General features: G+C 70.5%; 19 protein-coding genes. 8 read left to right on the forward strand and 11 right to left on the reverse strand.

What is annotated here, in order from left to right:
• Positions 1-153: 153 nt before the first annotated feature.
• The 3 genes from H8N03_RS05105 (at position 154) to mdoH (ending at position 4,563) form a co-directional block, all read left to right on the forward strand.
• A complete protein-coding gene (locus tag H8N03_RS05105) occupies positions 154-762 on the forward strand; it encodes a M23 family metallopeptidase (RefSeq protein ID WP_187075014.1) in 609 nt (202 codons plus the stop codon).
• A gap of 115 nt (positions 763-877) precedes the next feature.
• Positions 878-2,356 (forward strand): glucan biosynthesis protein G, encoded by a 1,479-nt coding sequence (locus tag H8N03_RS05110; RefSeq protein ID WP_187075015.1) that lies wholly within the window; start codon positions 878-880, stop codon positions 2,354-2,356.
• Positions 2,357-2,364: 8 nt separating this feature from the next.
• Positions 2,365-4,563: a glucans biosynthesis glucosyltransferase MdoH gene (mdoH, locus tag H8N03_RS05115; protein ID WP_187075016.1), complete on the forward strand. Its 2,199-nt coding sequence runs from the start codon at positions 2,365-2,367 to the stop codon at positions 4,561-4,563.
• 139 nt (positions 4,564-4,702) lie between these two features.
• Here mdoH and H8N03_RS05120 read toward each other — a convergent pair whose 3' ends face one another.
• Together H8N03_RS05120 and H8N03_RS05125 are read right to left on the reverse strand one after the other, a co-directional pair.
• Positions 4,703-5,509, reverse strand: coding sequence for a hypothetical protein (locus tag H8N03_RS05120; protein ID WP_187075017.1), 807 nt, complete (start codon positions 5,507-5,509; stop codon positions 4,703-4,705).
• Positions 5,510-5,575: 66 nt separating this feature from the next.
• The gene (locus tag H8N03_RS05125) at positions 5,576-6,373 is read right to left on the reverse strand and encodes an IclR family transcriptional regulator (protein WP_187075018.1); all 798 of its coding nucleotides are present in this window, start codon (positions 6,371-6,373) and stop codon (positions 5,576-5,578) included.
• A 126-nt stretch (positions 6,374-6,499) separates the two neighbouring features.
• Between H8N03_RS05125 and H8N03_RS05130 the strand changes: the two genes are divergently transcribed.
• From H8N03_RS05130 to H8N03_RS05145, 4 genes are read left to right on the forward strand one after another with little or no spacing between them, the layout of a single operon-like run.
• Positions 6,500-7,474: a tripartite tricarboxylate transporter substrate binding protein gene (locus tag H8N03_RS05130; RefSeq protein ID WP_187075019.1), complete on the forward strand. Its 975-nt coding sequence runs from the start codon at positions 6,500-6,502 to the stop codon at positions 7,472-7,474.
• Between the two features lie 17 nt (positions 7,475-7,491).
• Positions 7,492-8,286 carry an enoyl-CoA hydratase/isomerase family protein gene (locus tag H8N03_RS05135; protein WP_187075020.1) on the forward strand — a complete coding sequence of 265 codons (795 nt, stop codon included), beginning with the start codon at positions 7,492-7,494 and terminating at the stop codon, positions 8,284-8,286.
• A 4-nt stretch (positions 8,287-8,290) separates the two neighbouring features.
• Positions 8,291-10,372 carry an acetate--CoA ligase family protein gene (locus H8N03_RS05140; protein ID WP_187075021.1) on the forward strand — a complete coding sequence of 694 codons (2,082 nt, stop codon included), beginning with the start codon at positions 8,291-8,293 and terminating at the stop codon, positions 10,370-10,372.
• A 20-nt stretch (positions 10,373-10,392) separates the two neighbouring features.
• The gene (locus H8N03_RS05145; RefSeq protein ID WP_187075022.1) at positions 10,393-10,878 is read left to right on the forward strand and encodes an acyl-CoA thioesterase; all 486 of its coding nucleotides are present in this window, start codon (positions 10,393-10,395) and stop codon (positions 10,876-10,878) included.
• Between the two features lie 22 nt (positions 10,879-10,900).
• On the opposite strand, the gene H8N03_RS05150 is transcribed toward H8N03_RS05145, so the two are convergent.
• The 9 genes from H8N03_RS05150 to H8N03_RS05190 are packed head-to-tail and all read right to left on the reverse strand — an operon-like array spanning position 10,901 to position 18,253.
• Positions 10,901-12,220, reverse strand: coding sequence for a PQQ-dependent sugar dehydrogenase (locus H8N03_RS05150; protein WP_187075023.1), 1,320 nt, complete (start codon positions 12,218-12,220; stop codon positions 10,901-10,903).
• 27 nt (positions 12,221-12,247) lie between these two features.
• Complete coding sequence (locus H8N03_RS05155; RefSeq protein WP_187075024.1) at positions 12,248-13,135, reverse strand: amidohydrolase family protein; 888 nt, start codon at positions 13,133-13,135, stop codon at positions 12,248-12,250.
• 5 nt (positions 13,136-13,140) lie between these two features.
• On the reverse strand, positions 13,141-13,947 hold the full coding sequence (locus H8N03_RS05160; RefSeq protein ID WP_187075025.1) for a transporter substrate-binding domain-containing protein: 807 nt from the start codon (positions 13,945-13,947) through the stop codon (positions 13,141-13,143).
• A 31-nt stretch (positions 13,948-13,978) separates the two neighbouring features.
• Positions 13,979-14,704, reverse strand: a complete 726-nt coding sequence (locus H8N03_RS05165; protein ID WP_187075026.1) for an amino acid ABC transporter ATP-binding protein — start codon at positions 14,702-14,704, stop codon at positions 13,979-13,981.
• On the reverse strand, positions 14,701-15,372 hold the full coding sequence (locus tag H8N03_RS05170) for an amino acid ABC transporter permease (protein ID WP_187075027.1): 672 nt from the start codon (positions 15,370-15,372) through the stop codon (positions 14,701-14,703). Before H8N03_RS05170 ends, H8N03_RS05165 begins: the two co-directional genes overlap by 4 nt.
• On the reverse strand, positions 15,369-16,052 hold the full coding sequence (locus H8N03_RS05175) for an amino acid ABC transporter permease (RefSeq protein WP_187075028.1): 684 nt from the start codon (positions 16,050-16,052) through the stop codon (positions 15,369-15,371). Before H8N03_RS05175 ends, H8N03_RS05170 begins: the two co-directional genes overlap by 4 nt.
• Positions 16,049-16,936, reverse strand: a complete 888-nt coding sequence (rbsK, locus tag H8N03_RS05180; protein ID WP_187075029.1) for a ribokinase — start codon at positions 16,934-16,936, stop codon at positions 16,049-16,051. The genes H8N03_RS05175 and rbsK overlap by 4 nt, the downstream gene beginning before the upstream one ends.
• Positions 16,933-17,709 (reverse strand): FadR/GntR family transcriptional regulator, encoded by a 777-nt coding sequence (locus H8N03_RS05185; protein WP_187075030.1) that lies wholly within the window; start codon positions 17,707-17,709, stop codon positions 16,933-16,935. Before H8N03_RS05185 ends, rbsK begins: the two co-directional genes overlap by 4 nt.
• A gap of 13 nt (positions 17,710-17,722) precedes the next feature.
• Positions 17,723-18,253 (reverse strand): RpiB/LacA/LacB family sugar-phosphate isomerase, encoded by a 531-nt coding sequence (locus H8N03_RS05190; RefSeq protein WP_187075031.1) that lies wholly within the window; start codon positions 18,251-18,253, stop codon positions 17,723-17,725.
• A 283-nt stretch (positions 18,254-18,536) separates the two neighbouring features.
• Between H8N03_RS05190 and H8N03_RS05195 the strand changes: the two genes are divergently transcribed.
• The gene (locus H8N03_RS05195) at positions 18,537-19,886 is read left to right on the forward strand and encodes a reverse transcriptase family protein (RefSeq protein ID WP_187075032.1); all 1,350 of its coding nucleotides are present in this window, start codon (positions 18,537-18,539) and stop codon (positions 19,884-19,886) included.
• Positions 19,887-19,889: the final 3 nt, after the last annotated feature.

The following is a 19,889-nucleotide window of genomic DNA, read 5'->3' on the forward strand; positions in this document are numbered from 1 at the left end:
ACCAACCCGGTGATCACTCCCAACCGCCGCGAAGCAACTTGATGACAGTGCGGTCGCCTGCGCGCGCGCCCGTTTTGCAACGTACGGTGCTGCTGACGCAGCCTTCCGCAGGGCTCCGACGGCCAGGCCGGCCAGCCGGTGCCAAGCTGCAACATGGCCTTTTCCCGCGTCCCGTGGCTGTTGTTGCTGGTGGTGGTGCTGCTGCATTCGACCACGGGCGAGCCCTGGCGCCGGGAGGCACCGCCCGCGCCGGCGCAGCCGAGCGCCGTGGCCGAGCCCGTCGCACCAACGCCGGAGGAACTGCTCGCGCAGCGGCGGCTTGCCGTGCCGGTGCAGGGCGTGCTGCGGACGCGGCTGAAGGACAGTTTCCACGGCCGGCGGGGCAAGGGCCGCCGGCACGAGGCGATCGACATCATGGCGCCGTGGGGGACGCCCGTCGTTGCCGCCGATGACGGCCGCATCGAGAAGATCTCGCGCAATGCGGGCGGCGGGCTGGCGCTGTACCAGGCGGACGACTCCGGCCGCTTCGTCTACTACTACGCGCACCTGGCAGGGTACGCCGACGGCCTTCGCGAAGGGCAGCAGGTGCGTCGAGGCGACGTGATCGCCTATGTCGGTGCCACGGGCAATGCGAGCCCCACGGCGCCGCACCTGCACTTCGCGGTGATGCTGCACACGCCGCGCCTGCGCTGGCGCGACGCGCAGATGGTCAATCCCTATCCTGCGCTGGCCCACGAAGCAGACGCCGTGGCGGTGCGCTGAGCCGCATAAGTCGTTACGTCCGTCGCACCGCGTCGCGCCTGTAACGCGTTGATGAGCTCGCCGCCCCTTCCCCGGCGTGCACAATCGCGGGTCCAAAAAATGCGTAGTGCACTGGATGTTGCGACGAATCGCATTCTGGACGACGGCGTTCCTGGCGTTCGCCCCCGTCCATGCTCTTTCATTCGGGTTCGAGGATGTCGCAAGGGAGGCCGAGCGGGTCGCGCGGGCCCCTTACCGGGAACCGCCCGCAGCGGATCCGGCCTTGGCGGCCATCAGCTACGACGCCTATCGCCGGCAGCGGTTTCGCCCGGAGTTCTCCACCTGGCGTGGCAGCGGCACGCCGTTCGAGCTGCAGTACTTCCCCCGCGGTCGCGGCTTCACGCGCGCAGTGCGGATGTACGAGGTCGTCGGCGACGCGGTGCAGCCCCTGCAGGTGCCCGCGTCCGCATTCGAGGGCGCAGCGGCCGACGGCGTCGCCGGCTGGCGCCTGAACCGCTGGACCGGCGAGCCGCCGCGCAGTGACGAGGTGGCGGCCTTCCTGGGCGCCAGCTATTTCCGCCTGGTCGCCCCCGCCCTGCGTTACGGGGTGTCCGCACGCGGGCTCGCGGTCGACACCGTCGGCGGCAGCGGCGAGGAGTTCCCCGCCTTCACCACGTTCTGGGTGGTCCGGCCGTCGGCCGGCGACAGCGCGGTGCGCTTCTTCGCGCTGCTCGAGTCGCCGCGCGTCACGGGCGCGTACGCCTTCGTGGTGACGCCGGGCCCGGCACGCACCACGGTGGACGTCCGGGCGAGGCTCACGCTGCGCAGCCCCGTGGCACGGCTGGGGATCGCTCCCCTGACCAGCATGTTCCTCGGTGGCGAGAACCAGGCCCTCCCGGACGACTACCGCCCCGAAGTGCACGACTCCGACGGGCTGCAGGTGGCCACCGGCGAAGGCGAGTGGTTGTGGCGCCCCTTGTCGAACCCGCGCGGCGTCTTCGTCACCAGCTTCGCCATGCCGTCGCTGGGCGGCTTCGGCCTCATGCAGCGCGATCGTGCGTTCGGCAGCTACCACGACCTCGAGGCCCGCTACGACCTGCGGCCGAGCGCGTGGGTGGAGCCCCTCGGTGACTGGGGCGCGGGGCGTGTGGAGCTGCTGCAGTTCCATACGCCGGACGAAACGCACGACAACATCGGTGCCTGGTGGTTCCCCGAGCGCCTGCCCGCACCGGGCGAGCCCGTCGAATTCGCGTGGCGCCTGACGGTGTCGGACCGCCAGCCATTGCCGCCCAACGCCTGGGTGGTGCAGAGCCGGCGCGGGCACGGCTGGCGCGAAGGTCCGGCTCCCGCCGGCCACCTGCAGTACCACCTCGATTTCGCGGGCCCGGCGCTGGAAGGCCTGGGGGAGGGCGCGGTCGAGGCGATAACAAGCGGCAATGACAACGTGCGCGGCCTGCGCGCGACGGCGTACCCCAATCCCGCCCTGGGGGGCTGGCGCGTCACCCTGGACTTCGAGCGCCTCGACCCGCGGCAGGCGACGGAGCTCCGTGTCTTCCTGCGCAGCGGCGCGCGCGTGCTGTCCGAAACCTGGTCCCACGCACTGGCACCCGAATGAACATCCCCATGAACGAAGCACCTCCTTCCGAACGCGCCCGCACCGCCCCGCCGCTGCGGCGCGGTGCCATGACCCCGTCGCCCTGGTTCGGCTTCTGGCGCGGGCTGCTGTTCGCGCTCTGGCGTGCCCCGTCGTCGCGCACGCGCATGGTGCGCGAGGCACCGTGGCATGCCGCCGCAGGCCGCCGCCGCGCCACGCTCCTGGCCCTCGTCGCCGCGCTGGCGGCCGGGGCAGCGGCGCTGCGGGTCGCCGCCGGCCCGGAGCATCCGGATGCGCTGTGGTGGGCGGCCACGGCGCTGATGACGCTGCTCTTTGCCTGGGTCGGCGTGGGATGCGCCACGGCTGCGATGGGTGCGTGGGCCGCCTGGCGCGGCGACCCGCTGGCGCCGGCGGTTCCCGCAGCGCGCAGGCCCATCGATGCGGCCGCGCGCACGGCGATCATCATGCCGATCTGCAACGAGGACGTCGTCACGGTGTTCGCCGGGCTGCGTGCGACCTGCGAGTCGCTGGCGGCTACCGGCGCGCTGCCGCTGTTCGATGTGTTCGTGCTGTCCGACACCAGCGACCCGGGGCTGCGCGCCGCGGAGGAACGCGCCTGGCGACGCCTGTGCGCCATGCTGGGCGAGCCGGCCGACGGCACGGGCCGCCTGTTCTATCGCTGGCGCAAGCGGCGCGTGAAGCGCAAGTCCGGCAACGTGGCGGACTTCTGCCGCCGCTGGGGGCGCAACTATCGCTACATGGTGGTGCTCGATGCGGACAGCACCATGCGCGGCGACACGCTGGTGCAGCTGGTGCGGCTGATGGAGGCGAACCCGCGCGCGGGCATCCTGCAGACCCTGCCGCAGGTCGCGAACCCCGCGACCTTGCACGCACGCGCGCAGCGCTTCGCGAGCCAGGTCTACGGACGGCTGTTCGCCCGCGGCATGGCGTGGTGGCAGCTGGGCGATGCGCACTACTGGGGCCACAACGCGATCCTGCGGGTCGAGCCGTTCATGCGCCACTGCGGCCTGGCGCGGCTGCCGGGGCGGGGCGGCCTGGCCGGCGAGATCCTCTCGCACGACTTCGTCGAAGCCGCCCTCATGGGGCGCATGGGCTACGAGGTCTGGCTGGTTCCCGAGCTGGAGGGAAGCTGGGAGCAGACGCCGGCCAACCTGCTGGACGAACTGCAGCGGGACCGGCGCTGGTGCCAGGGCAACCTGCAGAACGTGCGGCTGGTCGCCGAGCCGGGCTGGCGCAGCGCGCACCGTGCGATGTTCGCGGTGGGTGCGTTCTCCTATGCGGTGGCGCCGCTCTGGCTGGCGTTCATGGTGCTGGGCCTGAGCGGTGCCGGGCAGACGGGCAGCGACACGCACCTCTGGCTGCTCACGCTGGCCCTCCTGCTGCTGCCGCGGCTGCTGGGCGTGGGCATGGTGCTCGCCCGCGGCGAAGCGGCCGCCTTCGGCGGCGTGGGGCGCCTCGCCGGCAGCGCGCTCTTCGAGCTCGTGCTGTCCACGTTGCAGGCACCGGTGCGCATGCTCGCGCATTGCGTCCACGTGCTGGGCGCGCTCACGGGCCTGAAGCTCGAGTGGCGTTCGCCTCCGCGCGCGGCCGACGTCCCGCGCTGGGGCGACGTCGCACGCCGCCTGGGCGCGCCCGTCCTGCTGCCGCTCGCAACGGGGCTGGCGGTGCTGCAACGGTCCGCGTCGGATGCCCTGGCACCGATCTGGCTGCCGTTGTCCCTCGCCGTCCCGCTGGTGGTCTTCACCGGCCACCCGAGCGCCGGGCAGGTGGCGGCGCGGATGGGCCTGCTCCGCACGCCGGACGAGGCGGCGCGGCCGCGCCCGCTCGTGCAGGCGGCGCAACTGCGCGGCTTCCTCGATCTCGCCCCGTCGCGTGCTCCGATGGTGGGCGCTCCGGCACGGCGTCCAACAGCGCCTCGCAACTGGGCGCATGCGGGCCTGCTCGCCACCACCATGATCGTGCTGGCCATGAGCCCGCGCCCGCCGGGCGACGTTCCCGACCTGCCGCAAGCATCGCGGCATGGCTTGCACCATCTGGTCGTGGCGGACAGCGGCTCCTCCCTGCGGGCCGGGCAGGCGCTGGACAAGCCATCGGCACGCAAGCGCGTGGTACGCGAACGGCCCGCGCGCATGATCGACGACGCGGTGCGGATGCGGGCGCGGGAGGCGGTGCAGCGGGCGCTGGCGGAGGAGGAGTGGCCGGTGTGAGGGGGTGGGTTACCCCTTCCGTGCCGGCCGCGGGTCAATGGGCGTGAAGACACCGAGTTGACGTTCCGGCGAACGGCCGCATTCAACCAGAAGCGGACGTCTCCGGTCGCTCTCCTCCGGATCCGGCCAGAAGATCTGCTTACTGCCGCGCCACCGCGTCCACAAAGTCCTTCGCAGGCGCACCGATCACGGCACCCAGCGCCAGCGCACGAGCATTCGCCGCGGAAATGATCCCGTCTTCGTAGGTGGACCGCCCGTTCCCGATGCGCGCCGTGAACACGCTCACCGTCGCCGCGGCAATTCCCTTCTGCTCCAGGATCGGCAGCGAGGCCAGGCCGGCATAGTCCGCGCCGAAGCCCGCGTCGTTGAACAGCACCAGCTGCGGATTCACCTTGGCGGAGTAGCCGTCGGAGGGCGTTCCGCCATGCGAGCCGCTCAGCACGATGCCGCCGGCGTCGCCCGGCTGCGCCAGCGCGATGGAGTCCACCATCACGATGGGCCTGCGGGCCCCGGCCACCATCGCCTCGGACCGGGTCTCCAGCATGGGCGCAGGCGTCGCCGTCGCTGGCGACGCGGAGCGCAGGAGGTCCGCCGCCTCGCGGCAGGTCATGCCGGGCTCCACCTTGCAGGCGGCGGCGTACCGGTTGACCGCGCTGATCGTGCCGCGCTCGAGCATGTCGGCGCCTTCGCCGATGCGGGCGCTGCGGGCAGCGACGGCCGCCATCGCGAAGCCGAACTGCTCGGCCCATGCGAGGCCGGCGATCCCGGCCTGGTCGCGGCCGAACGAGGCATCGTGCTGGATGGCCGCGAGCGGGCGCGCCTTGAGCGTGAGGTACGTCGTGAAGATCGCCGCATGCGATCCACCGACGATGACCGCGCCTTCCGTTTCGGGACCCAGCTTGGTCACGGTAGGCACCGCCAGCACTCTTGCTTTCTCGATCGGCATGGACACTCCAGTCTTGCGTGGATGGGTTGGGATGGATCGAGAGCTTAATGCGATTGCCCCGGGCCATCACTCCCCCGTCGCGACCTCCAGCTTCCGCACGATCCGCTCCTTCAGTTCCAGGAGAACCGGCGCGAGCTCACCCACCACCACTTCGAACGTCTCCGCCGACGACAGGCTGGCGTTCAGCGCGTAGTACGCCCCCTGGAACACCAGCGGCGTTGCCACCGCGGCCACTTCCGGCTGCCACGACGCGGCGCAGTAGCCTTTGCTCGCCACGCTCTCCATCGCGGACGCGATCTCCGCGCCCAGTCGCCGCCACTGCCCTGCGCGGGCTTCGCGGAAGTGCGCGAGCAAGGCCTTGCGCCTGCCTTCCTCGGCGCTGGCGAGATACGCCCGCCCGAGCGACGTCAGCTCCATCGGCACGCGCTGGCCCGACACCACCGTGCGCAGGGACGGGCGCCGGTTGTAGCGGATGGATTCGAGATAGACCATCTCGTCGCGGTCCGGAGCGGCGAGGCCCACGTTGATCCTGCGCGCTTCCGCGACTTGCCGCATGAGCGGCGCCGCCGTCGCGAGCACCAGCGAGCCCGTGCGCATCGCGTGCGCGAAGCTCAGGACCGCCGGCGCGAGGCGGAACGCGCGCGAGCGGGGATCCACTTGCAGCAGGCCGCTGCCCACGAGCGTCTGCGTCAGGCGGCTGACCGTCGACCGCGACAGGCCGGTGCGTTCGGCCAGCTCCGCGTTCCCCAGCAGTTCCGATCCAGGGCGAAACGACCGCAGCAGCTCGATGCCTCGCTCCAGCGAGCGGTTCGCCGGCGAGACCCCGGGCTTCTGCTCGCGCAGCGTTTCGGCGGGCTTCTTCATGGGCTGGGCGCCATTCTCCCCGATTCCACTCCTTGGAATTCGGGGGGTGCCAATCCGCGGCGTGTTTCCTAAGCTTCCGGGACCATGCAGCGCCTTCCTCGCTGCGCATTCCAGGAGACAGAACCGATGAACTTCCGCCCCGTCCTCGTGCGCTTCGCCGCGCTTGCAGCGGCCGCCGCCTTCGCGGCGTCCACGGCGCTCGCCGCCGGCTTTCCCGACAAGCCCGTGAAGCTGGTGGTGCCCTTCGCACCGGGCGGCGGCACGGATGCCATCGCCCGCGCGCTCGGCGTCGGCATGGGCGAGGCCCTGGCGCAGCCGGTCATCGTGGACAACAAGCCGGGCGCCGGCACCATCATCGGCAGCGACTTCGTGGCCAAGAGCGCTCCCGACGGCTACACGCTGGTCGTGGCCACCTTCGCGCATGCGGTGAACCCCAGCCTCATGCAGAAGCTCCCGTTCGACACGCAGAAGGCGTTCGCGCCCGTGATGCTGCTCGCGCGCGGCCCGAACGTGCTGGTCGTGCGCGCGGACAGCCCGTACAAGAGCGTCGCCGACGTGGTCGCCGCCGCCCGCGCCAAGCCCGGCAAGCTGACCTACGCCTCGCAGGGCAACGGCACCTCCGCCCACCTCGCCGGCGAGATGTTCACCAACCTCGCCAAGGTGCAGATGACGCACGTGCCGTATCGCGGCGCCGGCCCGGCGATGACGGACCTGCTCGGGGGCCAGGTGGACGTGATGTTCGCCACCGCGTCGGCGGCGTCGCCCCACATCGCGGGCGGCAAGCTGCGCGCCCTGGGCGTGACCACGCCCGAGCGCGCCGCGGCGCTGAAGGACGTGCCGGCGATCGCGGAGACCGTGCCCGGCTATGCGGTGGAAAGCTGGTACGGCCTGTTCGCACCGGCCGGCACGCCGCCCGACGTGATCGCGAAGCTGCATGCCGCCGCGAAGAAGGCGACGGAGACGCCCGCCTTCCGCAAGATGATGGAACCCGAAGGCCTCAAGGTCAGCGCCGGCGCCCCGGCGGAACTCGATGCCTACGTCCGCGGCGAAACGGCCCGCTGGGCGCGCATCGTCAAGGAAAACAACGTCAAGGCCGACTGACCTCAGGAACACACGCCATGGACTCCTCCCTGATCCACTTGCAGGTCGAGGGCGGCATCGCCACCCTCACGCTCAATCGCCCCGACAAGCGCAACGCGATGAGCGACGCGATGCGCTCCGAATTCATCGCTGCCCTGGAGCGCGTCGCCGCCGACAAGGCGATCCGTGCCCTCGTGCTCACCGGCGCGGGCAAGGGCTTCTGCGCCGGCGGCGACATCTCCGGCATGGAGAAGCGGATGAGTGCGCCCCCGGGCGAGATCGCCTTCAACGGCTGGCACCGCCAGCAGCGCGTGCACTACACGCAGACGCTGCTGCACACCATGCCGAAGCCGGTGATCGCCGCCGTCAACGGCGCGGCGTCGGGGCTCGGTGCGGACACCGCGCTGGCCTGCGACTTCATCATCGCCAGCGAATGGGCCAGCTTCACCTGGTCGTACATCCACCGCGGGATCGTCCCCGACGGCGGCGGCATGTACTTCCTGCCGCGCCGCGTGGGCCTGCCCCGCGCGAAAGAGCTGATCTTCACCGGCCGCAAGGTGGAGATCGACGAAGCGCTCGCCCTCGGCATCGTCGACCGCAAGACCACGGCCGACCGCCTGGTGCCCGACGCGCAAGCCTGGGCGGCGGAACTGAGCAAGGGTTCGGCCACGGCGCTGGCGCTCACCAAGACCATCCTCGACCAGAGCTTCGAGCTGCCCGCGCAGCAGGTGTTCGCGCAGGGCAGCCAGGCGCAGGGGATCTGCTACACGAGCACCGAGCACCGCGAATCCGTCATGGCCTTCCTCGCGAAGTCCGCCTCCGCCAGGCCGTAAGCGCATGAACGCGATCACCCGCCTCCTGCAGCCGCGCAGCGTCGCCGTCATCGGCGCCTCCGCGGACCCGTCCAAGACGGCCGGCCGGCCGGTCTCCTACCTGGTGAAGCATGGCTTCTCAGGCGCGATCTATCCCGTGAACCCGAAGGTGGGCGAGATCGGCGGGCTGAAGTGCTATCCCGACATCGCGTCGCTGCCGGACACGCCCGACGTGGGCATCGTGCTGCTGGGTGCCGAGCGTGCCCACCTCGCCGTGCGTGAGCTCGCCGCGCGCGGTTGCGCCGCCGCGATCGTGCTCGCCAGCGGCTACACCGAGACCGGGGAGCAGGGCGCCCGGCGCCAGCAGCAGCTGATGGAAGCCGCGGGCTCGATGCGCATCCTCGGCCCCAACACCATCGGCCTGGTGAACCTCACCGACAACATCGTCCTGTCCGCGAGCGGGGCGCTGGAGATGGACCACTTTCCGGCCGGCGCGATCGGCGTCGTGTCGCAAAGCGGCGGCATCCTCGGCTCGCTGCTGTCCCGGGCGGCGGCGCGCGGCATCGGCCTGTCCAAGCTGGTCTCCACCAGCAACGAGGTGGACCTGGAGCTCGCCGATTTCATCGACGCGCTCGTGGAAGACGAAGCCACGAAGGTGATCGCGTTGTACGTCGAGGCCGTGCGGCACCCGGAGAAGTTCCGCGCCGCCGCCCTGCGTGCCGCGCGGGCGGGCAAGCCCATCGTCGCCTTCAAGATCGGCCGCTCGGAAGCGGGCGCGAAGGCCGCCGTCTCGCACACGGGTGCGATGGCAGGGGCGGACCGCATGTACGACGCGCTCTTCCGCCAGGCCGGCGTGATCCGCGCCCAGACCTTCGGCGACCTCCTGGACATCCCCGCGGCACTGGCCACCGGCCGCCAGCTGCGAGGCAACCGCGTCGCGATCCTGACCTCGACCGGTGGCGCCGGCACGCTGGTGTCCGACAGCCTCGGTGTCTCGGGCTTCGATACGCCCGCCCCGGACGCGGACACGGCCGCGGCCCTGCGCGCGCTGCAGGACGGCGACCATGCCGCCCTGGACCGCAACCCCATCGACGTGACGCTGGCCGGCCTGCAGCCGGAGCTGCTGCGGGGCGCCATCAAGGCCTTGCTCGCCAGTCCTTCGTACGACGCACTCGCCATCATCGTGGGGGCCTCGGCGCTGGCGATGCCGGAGCTGATGGCGAATGCGATCCGCGATTGCCTGCCCTTGTCCGACAAGCCGGTGATCGCGTACGTCAGCCCGCATGCGCCCGAGGTGCAGGCGCTGTTGACGCAGCGCGGCGTGCCGGCGTTTTCCGCGGCGGAGAGCTGCACCGCGGCACTGGCCGGCATGCTGCAGTCCAGCCGGTGGAAGGAGCCGCAACCGCAAGCGGACGCAGCCCGTATGGACGTGACCGAACTGCCCACGGGCTCCCTCGACGAAGCGCAGGCCAAGCAGCTGTTCGCCCGCTTCGGCGTGTCATGCGCGCGTGAGGTCGTGGTGACCTCGGCGGCCGAGGCGGAGCGCGCGGCGCGCGAACTCGGTGGCCGCGTCGTGTTGAAGATCCTCTCCGGCGAGATCACGCACAAGAGCGACGTGGGCGGCGTGGCCGTCAACGTGACGCCGGAGCAGGTCGCCGGGCGGCTCGCCGCGATGGCGGAGGAAGTACAGGCGAAGGCAGGCGTGCGTCCTGCGCGCTTCCTCGTGCAGGAAATGGTCGCCGGCGGGACGGAGCTGATCCTCGGCATGCACCGCGATCCGCTCGGCACCGCCATCCTCCTGGGCATGGGCGGCGTCACGGCGGAACTGTTCCAGGACACCACGATGCGCCTGCTGCCCGCGCAAGGCGGCCTGGGCCGCGAGGAGGCCCTGGCCATGGCGCAGGAGCTCAAGACCTGGCCGCTGCTCGATGGCTTCCGTGGCCGCCCGAAGGCGGACGTGGACGCGCTGGTCGATGCGATCGTCGCGTTCTCGCGCATGGCCGCGCAACTCGGCGACCGGCTGGTGGAAGCGGAGATCAACCCGGTGTTCGTCCTGCCGCAGGGGCAGGGCGTGCGCGCCGCCGACGGGGTGGTCGTGCTGCGCTGAGCGGTGTAGCCTCCGCAGCCATGGACCTTCCTGCCCACCAGCTCACCATGACGGTGCTCATGACACCGGACACCGCCAACTTCGCGGGAAACGTCCATGGCGGCCATTTGCTCAAATGGCTCGACCAGGTGGCCTATGCCTGCGCCAGCCGCTACGCCGGCCGCTACGTGGTCACCGTGTCGGTCGACGAGGTCACCTTCCGCGAGCCGATCTTCGTCGGCGAGCTGGTGACTTTCCTCGCGAGCGTGAACCACACCGGGACGACGTCGATGGAGATCGGGGTGAAAGTGCTCGCCATGGACATCCGAAGCCAGGCGCAGCGGCACGTGAACAGCTGCTTCTTCACGATGGTGGCCGTGGATGACGACCGCAAGCCCGTCGCGGTCCCGCCCCTGCGGCCGTTCACGCCCGAGGAGAAGCGGCGGAACGAGGCAGCGAAGCTGCGCAAGATGCTGCGGCGGGAGTTCAGCGAGCGGTTTGCGGCGGTGATGGAGAAGGTGGGGTAGCCGCTGCCCGCGGACCTCGTCGCTAGCCCGGCGCGACGCGCCAGATCACGTCCCCTACGTCGTCCGCCACCAGCAGCGACTTGCCGTCCGGCCCGATCGCCACGCCCACGGGCCGTCCATACGATTCGCTCTCGTCCGGCGCCAGGAAACCCGAGAGGATGTCGCGCGGCGCAGCCCCGGTCGGCCGCCCGTTCGCGAACGGCACGAACACCACGCGATAGCCACTCAGCACGCTGCGGTTCCACGAGCCGTGCTGGCCGATGACCATGCCGTCCTCGTCGAAGCCGGGCAGCGTGCCGCGCGGCATCCAGCACAGGCCGAGCGAGGCGGTGTGCCCGCCGAGCGCGTAGTCCGGCGTGATCGCCTTCGCCACCAGCGCAGTGTCCTGCGGCTGCACGCGGTCGTCGACGGTGCGGCCCCAGTAGCAATACGGCCAGCCGTAGAAGCCGCCTTCGCGCACGGAGGTCAGGTAGTCGGGCGGCGTCTCGTCGCCCAGGCCGTCGCGTTCGTTCACCACCGTCCACAGCTCGCCGGTCTCGGGGTGCCACGCCATGCCCACGGGGTTGCGCAGGCCGCCGGCGAAGATGCGCTCGCGGCCGCTCGCCAGGTCCAGTTCGACGATGCAGGCGCGGCCTTCCTCGACGTCGCGGCCGAGGTCGCCGATGTTGGTGAGCGATCCGACGCCCACGAAGAGGCTCTTGCCGTCGGGGCTGGCCAGCAGGCTGCGCGTCCAGTGCCCGCCGGGCTTGAACTTCGTGAGCGGGCGCCCGGGGGCATCTATCCTGGTCGTGCCCGGGGTGTAGGGGAACGCAACCAGGCCGTCCGTGTTGCCGACGTAGAAGGTGCCGTCGACCAGCGCCATGCCGAAGGGCTGGCGCAGGCCTTGCAGGAACGTCTCGCGTGTCTCGGCGACGCCGTCGCCGTCCGCGTCCCGCAGCAGCGTGATGCGGTTCGGGCTGGTGCCGATGGCGGCGGCGCGCTGCAGGGTCGCCACCATCGCGTGGTCGAACACGTTCTTCGGCGTCCGCAGCGGCTGCATGGCCTCCGCCACCGTGACGTCGCCATTGGGCAGCACGTGGATCCAGCGCGGATGCTTCAGTCCCGCGGCGAAGGCGTTCACCTTCAGTCCAGCCGCTGCGACCGGAAGCTGCCCTTCGGACCAGCCGCGCGCCGTCGGCATCTTGAGTGTCGGCACCGCGCCCTGCGGCCGGCCTGGCGGGATGTGGGGAGCGCCCCCGACGGCTGCCGGCGGCATGGGCCCTTGCGTCCAGCGCCGCCACACCAGGGCGGCCCCGCCCGCCAGCGCCACGCCGCGGGCGATGAGGCTCGTACGTCCACTCATGGTTTCTTCCTTGTTGTTATCGGCGCGCTACGGTGCGATCCGGTAGATCCGTCGCGCATTCTCCACGAAGAGCTGCGCGCGCTCCTGCGCGCTGAAGCCGGCAACGTACGAAGCGAAATTCTCGAAGATGCTCTGGTACGACGCGCACAGGCTGTCCACCGGGTAGTTGCTGCCGAACATGCAACGGTCCACCCCGAACAGCTCGATGACCTCCAGCACCACGCGCCGGTTGGCATCGGGCCGCCACTGGTAGCCGGCTTCGCCGATGCCACTGATCTTGATCGCCACGTGGGGGTGCGCGGCCATGCCGGCCAGCGCCGTGCGCCAGGCACGCAGGCCTTCCTCGCTGCGGTCCGAAGGCACGCCGGCATGGTTGATGACGATGGGGGTGTGCGGGAACTTCGCGGCCACGCGCGCCGCCTCGTGCAGGTGCCACCAGGGCGTCTGCAGTTCGTAGTGCAGGCCCAGGGGTTCCAGCCGCGCATAGCCTTGCAGCCAGGCCGCATCGGTCATGCCGCCGGGCGGGCCGCCCGGCGCCGCGTTGGCGCGCGGCTTCTGCCGCACGCCGCGCACGAAATCGAACGCCGCCAGTTGCTCCAGCGTGCTCGGCGCGTCGGGCTGGTGCAGCCACGCCTGCCCCACCGCGACGGAGGGCAGGCCACTTTGTTCCCGCAGCGATGCGATGAAGCGCAGCTCGCCCACCGGGTCCTTCGGGTCCCACTCCGCCTCGACGTGCACGCTGCCGACGAGGTCGATGCCGGCCGTGTCGCGGAGGTAGTCCGCGGGCAGGTAGGGGCGCTTCAGCGCGGAGTGGTCGCCGTAGCGATGCGGGGGAACCCCCGCATCGTTCAACCAGGGGTAGTAGTGCGCCGCCGGGTCGTAGAAGTGGTGGTGCGTGTCGATCAGGGCCAGCATGGCCCTTACTTCGCCGCCAGCCACTTCTCCACCACGTCCTGCGGGATGTCCTGCCCGTGGTACTTCTTGAAGATCGCGCTCAGCTTGCCGTTCTTGTGGTTGGCGCGCACCCAGTCGTTGATCCAGGCCAGCAGCTTCGGGTCGTCCTTGCGCACGCCGATGCCCAGGTCGTTGACGCGCAGCACGAACTTCTGTTCCAGCTGGCGCTGCGGCGCCTTCTCCTGCATCGTCTTGAACAGCGCGCTCGACGTGCCCACCAGGTCGGCCTGGCCGGTCACCACCGCAGTGATCACGCCGGCGTCGTCGTCGTAGCGGACGACGGTTGCGCCCTTGGCGTTGTCCGTCAGGTCCTTGTCCTGCGTGGTGCTGCGGTTGACGGCGACGCTCTTGCCGGCCAGGTCGGCAAAGCTCTTCACGTTGAGGCCCTTGACGCCGCCGACCAGCGAGATCTGCGGGGCGTAGGGGATCGAGTAGTCGACGACCTTGGCACGCTCCGGCGTCCAGGCCAGCGTGGAGATGATGATGTCCGCCTTCCCGGTCTGCAGGTTCGGGATGCGGGTGGCGCCCACGGTCGGCACCACTTCGAGCGCCACGCCCAGGTCCTTGGCCAGCAGCACGGCCACGTCGTAGTCCGACCCCGTCGGCTTCATGTTCGCGTCCGTCATGCCCGAGGGCGGCACCGCGAGGTCGATCGACACGCGGATCTTCTTGTTGGCACGGATGGTGTCCAGCGTGTCGGCGTGGGCGGCCAGGCACGCGGTGGACAGGGTGGCCAGCAGCAGGACGCGGCGGGCCAGGTTCTTGAGGCGCATGATGTCTCCAGTGGTTGTGGGCAAGGAACTCTCAGAGGCCGGAGCCGAGGAACTGTTGCAGTTCGGCGGTCTGCGGCCGGTCGAACATCTCGCGGCCGCCCTGTTCGTGGATGCGGCCCTTGTGCATGAAGAGGGTGGTGTTCGCGACGTTGCGGGCAAAGGCCATTTCGTGGGTGACCAGCACCATGGTCATGCCGCCGGCGGCCAGGTCCGCCATCACCTTGAGGACCTCGCCCGTGAGCTGCGGGTCCAGGGCCGACGTGACCTCGTCGAACAGCATCACCTGCGGCTCCATGGCGAGCGAGCGCGCGATGGCCACGCGTTGCTGCTGCCCGCCCGAAAGCTGCTCCGGGTAGCTGCCGGCCTTGTCGGACAGGCCCACCTGCGCCAGCACGCGTTCGGTCAGCTCCTTCGCCTCGGCGCGCGTCTTGCCCTTGCTGTGCCGCGGCGCCAGCGCGATGTTTTCCGCAGCGGTCAGGTGCGGGAAGAGGTTGTAGCTCTGGAAGACGATGCCCACGTCGCGGCGCAGCTGCCGCAGGTCCAGCTTCGGGTCGCTCACTTCGTGGCCGCACACCCGGATGCGGCCCTGGTCGATCTTCTCCAGCCGGTCGATGCAGCGAAGCGCCGTGCTCTTGCCGGAGCCGCTGCGGCCGATGATGGCGAACACCTCGCCCTTGCCGACGCTGAAGCTCACGCCGTCGAGCACCTTCAGCGCGCCGAAGCTCTTGTGGACGTTTTCCAGCTGGATGACGCTCATGCCGCGGCCACCTCCACGCGATGCGCCACCACCAGGCGGCGTTCGAGCTGCCGGCTCCACCACGAGAGCGGGAAGCAAAGCAGGAAGTAGAGGCCGGCAACGAGCATGTAGACGAGGAAGGGTTGGAAGATGGAGTTGTTCACCACCTGGCCCGCGCGGGCCAGTTCGACGAAGCCGACCACCGAGGCCAGCGAAGTGTTCTTGACGATCTGCACCATGAAGCCCACGGTGGGCGGCGTCGCGATGCGCAGCGCCTGCGGCAGGATCACCAGGCGCATGCGCTGGGGCTTGGACAGTGCCAGGCATTCGGCGGCTTCCCACTGCGTGCGCGGCACGGCCTGGATGCAGCCGCGCCAGATCTCGCCGATGTACGCGCTGACGTAGATGGTCATGGCGAGCCCGGCCGCCACCAGGGCGGGCAGGGTCAGGCCGACGATGCTCAGGCCGAAGTAGGCCAGGAACATCAGGATCAGCAGCGGCGTGCCTTGCACCAGCTGCACGTAGCCGGTCGACAGCCAGCGCAGCGCGCGGATCGGCGAGATGCGGCAGAGGGCCACGAGGAACCCGAACAGGCCGCCGCCGACGAAGGCCATCAACGAAAGCACCAGCGTCCAGCCTGCGCCCTGCAGCAGGAAGAGGAAGTGGTTCGCGTTGAAGGCGCCGTTCACAGCGGCGTCCCCAGCTTGCGGCGGCGCGGGAAGAGCGCCAGGCCCGCGACCCAGAACGCGCCGCGCATCAGGAGGGACAGCAGGAGGTAGAACACGGCCACCACCGCGTAGGTCTCGAAGGAGCGGAAGGTGTCCGACTGCACGCGGTTGGCGATCGCGGTCAGCTCCTCGGCCGAGATCTGCGAGGTGATGGACGTGGCCAGCATCAGCAGCACGAACTGGCTGGTGAGCGCGGGATACACCCGCTCCATCGCCGGGCGCAGGATCACGTGCCAGTAGATCTGCGCGCGCGACAGCGCCAGGCACTCCGCGGCCTCGACCTGGCTCCTGTGGATCGACTCGATGCCGGCCCGCATGATCTCGGTGGTGTACGCGCCGACGTTGATCACCATCGCCAGCACCGCGGCGACGAAGGCGGGCACTTTCAGCCCGATGCTCGCAAGGCCGAAATACACCAGGAAGATCTGCACCAGCAAGGGCGTGTTGCGGATGGCCTCGACGTAGATCCCGCAGGCGCGGGCCACGAAGCGGTTGCTGCTGCCGCGGCCGATGGCGCACAGCGTCCCGATCAGCAGCCCGAGCAGCGTGGCGGCCGCGGACAGCTTGATGGTCAGCCAGGCGCCGTGCAGGAACAGCGGCCATTGCGCCAGCACGCTGGAGAAGTCGAACTTGTAGGTCACGGCGCGGCCAGTTCGTGCAGGTAGGGGATGGATGCCTGGGCGCCGGCACGGCCGACGCACAGCGTGGCCGCCTGGATGCCGCGCTTCACCGCGGCGTCCATGGACTGGCCCGCAACGCGTGCCGCGCACATGGCGCCGATGAAGGTGTCGCCGGCGGCCGTCGTATCGACGACCTGCGCTTCGAGCGCGGGGAAGTGGCGGCAACCGTCTGCGTCGGCGACGAGCACGCCCTGGCTGCCCAGGGTGACGATCGCCGTCGCGGGGCCGCGCCGGCGCAGCGAGGTCGCAGCCGCGGCCGCGCCGGCGGGATCGGCCACGGCCAGCCCGGACAGTTCCGAGGCTTCGATCTCGTTCATCACGAGGATGTCGACCAGGGGCCAGAGTTCGTCGGGCAGCTGGCAGACCGGTGCGGGGTTCATCACCACGGTCGCTCCCTTCGCGCGCATGGCCTGCGCGGCCCGGACGACCTCGGGCATCGGCACTTCGCACTGCAGCAGCAGGTACTTGCCGGCGAGCGCGTCGGGCTCCGCCTTCAGCAGGTCGTTGGCGCCGGGGATGATGGTGATGCGGTTCTCGCCTGCGTCGTCGACCATCACGACGGCGACCCCGGTGCTCCCTTCGACCGCACGGATGCTGGCGGTGTCTATCCCGTCCGCGGCGAGGGCGCCGCGCAAGGCCTCGCCGAAGCCGTCCTGGCCGACGCACCCGACCATCGCCACGCGTGCTCCTTGCCGTGCGCAGGCGACCGCCTGGTTGGCGCCCTTGCCGCCGGGGTTGGTCATGAAGCTGCGACCCTGGAGCGTCTCGCCGCTGCGGGGTGCCCGGGGCACACGGACCACCAGGTCCATGTTCATGCTGCCGAAGACGACGATGTCGGGAGTCATGCCCTTTGGGTGCTGCGTTTGGTGCCGCGCCGTTGCGCCGCCGCGGCCGCGGTATCCGCGCGCAGGTTGGCGCCGATCTCGAAGTGCTCCGTGAGCAGCGCATCGGCTTCGGCCGGGTTCCTGCGCTGGATGGCCTGCAGCACCGCCTCGTGGTGGTCGATGAGATAGGCATCGACTTCGGGAACGCTGGCGATCACCTTCCTGCGTGCGAGGTGCGACTCCTGCAGCAGCTTGGCAACGGCCGCATAGACGCTGGAGAGCGCCGGGGAGTGGGCTGCCTCCACGATCATCGAGTGGAAGTGGAAGTCCGCCGCGCCGCCTTGCGCCGGGTCGTCGATGGTTTCCTTGATCGCCTGCAGCGCCTGCGACAGTCGCCCCAGGTCCGGCGCAAGCGCGCGCGTGCACGCGAGGCGGATCGCCTGCCGCTCGATGGCGATGCGGGCCTGCATGACGTCGTCCACCGCGCCCGCTTGCTGGGCGAGCACCAGACTGAAGTAGTCGGCGAGGGCAGTGAAGTTCGGCTCGCGGACCACCGTGCCGTAGCCGCGCCGGATCTCGACCGCCCCCAGCGTGGAGAGCGCCGTCAGCGCCTCGCGGATCACGGGGCGGCTGACGCCGAGCGCGATGGCGAGGTCGCGTTCGGGCAGCAGCCGGTCGCCGGTCTTCAGGCGGCCGGACATGAGCTCGTCGCGCAGGAAGGACAGCACGCGGTCGTAGCCGTCCTCCTTGGCGTCGGCCGCGTGCGTGATCCTGATCGGCTTGTTCATCGTCATCGCGGGAACCGGCTCACCCCTTCTGGTTGCCCTGCAGCAGGGACCGCGCCGCTTCGCGCTCCAGCTCGCCGAGCTTCTCCACGCGGCGGCGGAAGTGTTCTTCGGTGCTGAACTCGGAGGCGAGGAAGGTCTCGATGACGTCGCGCGCCACCTGCGGCCCGATGATCCAGGCGCCGATGCACATCACGTTGACGTCGTCGTGTTCGACGGCCTGGCGGGCCACGAAGGTGTCGTGGCAGACCGCGGCGCGGATGCCGGGGATCTTGTTCGCCGCGATGCAGGCGCCCGCGCCGGTGCCGCAAACCAGGATGACGCGCCGGACCTTGCCCTCGCGAATGAGGTTGATCGCCTGGCGGGTGACATCCGGAAAGTCGACGGGCGCATCCGAGTTCGCCCCGACGTCGATGATCTGGTCGCAGTGCTGCGCGAGCACGTCCTTGACGAATCCCTTGAGGAGGAACCCGGCGTGGTCGTTCGCCAGCCCGATCGCCGGCCAGCGTGGCACCGCGATCGCGTGGGGTGAGCGTGATTCGTCTCTGGACATGCAGGGGCCTCTTGACTTGCTGCAGCCTGGGGATTGGCTGCCTTACCGTGGTCTGACCAGAGGGTAGACCACCGCGTTGGCGGATGTCAACCGGGGTTCCCCGCCCGCATAATCCCGGCGGCTCCGGCGCTTCAAGCATTCACCGGTACCGGAAGGTCCCGGGCCGTGGGGCATCCCCACGGCATCCCTTCGAAGCTGCCATCACGTTGCGGAATGGCCGTTGCGCGCTGCGCAAGACGCATGCCGCAGCACCCGCTGGTTGGGGCGCCGGAGCCACCTTCGCATGACGCGCAGTTCCAGCTATCGCAATTGGATCGCCACCGCGCTCGCGCATGCCTTCCTGGCGGATGCGGCGCAGGCGGGCGGCCGGTCCGCCGAGGCTTTGCACGCGCGCGCCGTGCAGTGCATGGGCGAGGATGCGCCGTGGCTCCGGGCCCTGGCGGCCAGCATCGCGACCGAGTTCAGCCGGCGCCGGGATGCGCACACGGTGCCGACGCTGTCAGCGTGGCTCTGCGAACTGCCGCAGCTCGATGATGCGTTCGACCCGGAGCGCGAACACCCGCGCGTGCGGCGCCTGCTGCTGCGCCCGGCGCGCATGGTCCGTGCGCCCTGCGCGCTGGAAGGGTTGCGCCTGCCCCGCTGGGACACGCCGGCCGACCTGGCAGCCTGGCTGGGTGTTCCGCTGGAGCGGCTCGAGTGGCTGGTGGGACGCGCGCAGGACTTTCGCGAAACGCAAGCGGGCCGGACACGCAGCGCGCACTACCACCCGCTGCTGAAGGCCAAGCGCTCGGGCGGCCTGCGGCTGATCGAGATTCCCAAGCCGGCGTTGAAGCAGGTGCAGCAGAAACTGTTGTCCGGCCTGCTCGATGCGATCCCCACCCATGAAAGCGTCCACGGCTTCGTGCGTGGCCGCAGCGCCATCAGCCATGCGCGCGAGCATGCGGGCCGTGCCGTCGTCATCGCCTTCGACCTGCGCGACTTCTTCAACAGCATAGGCGTCGCCCGCGTCCGCGCGCTGTGGCGAACGCTGGGCTACGCGGAGGGCGTGGCCGAAGCGCTGGCGCGCCTGACCACGACCCGCACGCCGCTGGCCGTGCGCGAGCGGCTCGTTGAAGCGGGTGGCATCGACTTCATGGCGGCCAAGCGGCTCGCTTCGCGCCACCTGCCGCAAGGCGCGCCCACGTCGCCGGCGCTGGCGAACCTCTGCGCGTTCGGGCTGGACTTGCGCCTGGACGGACTCGCCTGGCGCTTCGGCGCGCACTACAGCCGCTATGCCGACGACATCGTCTTCTCGGGACCCCGCGAGCTGGCCGCGCGCAGCCGCAACCTGCAAGCGTGGGTGGAAGCGATCGTTCGGGCCGAAGGCTTCACGCTGCATCCCGGCAAGACGCGGCGGATGCGGGCCCACCACCGGCAGCAGGTGACCGGCGTGGTGGTGAACGAGCGGCCCAACGTGGCGCGGGACGCGTATGACCGCCTTCGGGCGCGATTGCATTCCTGCGCCGCCAGTGGCTGCGATGCCGAGACCTGGATGCAGTTGCAAGGGCAGGTGGGATGGGCGTGCCAGCTCGTCGCGGCATCACGCGCGGAAAAGCTGCAGCGGATGTTGGCGGCGGTGCCGGTGCGGCGATGATCG

The organism is Ramlibacter cellulosilyticus, from assembly GCF_014297465.1.
Taxonomy (GTDB): Bacteria; Pseudomonadota; Gammaproteobacteria; order Burkholderiales; family Burkholderiaceae_C; genus Ramlibacter; species Ramlibacter cellulosilyticus.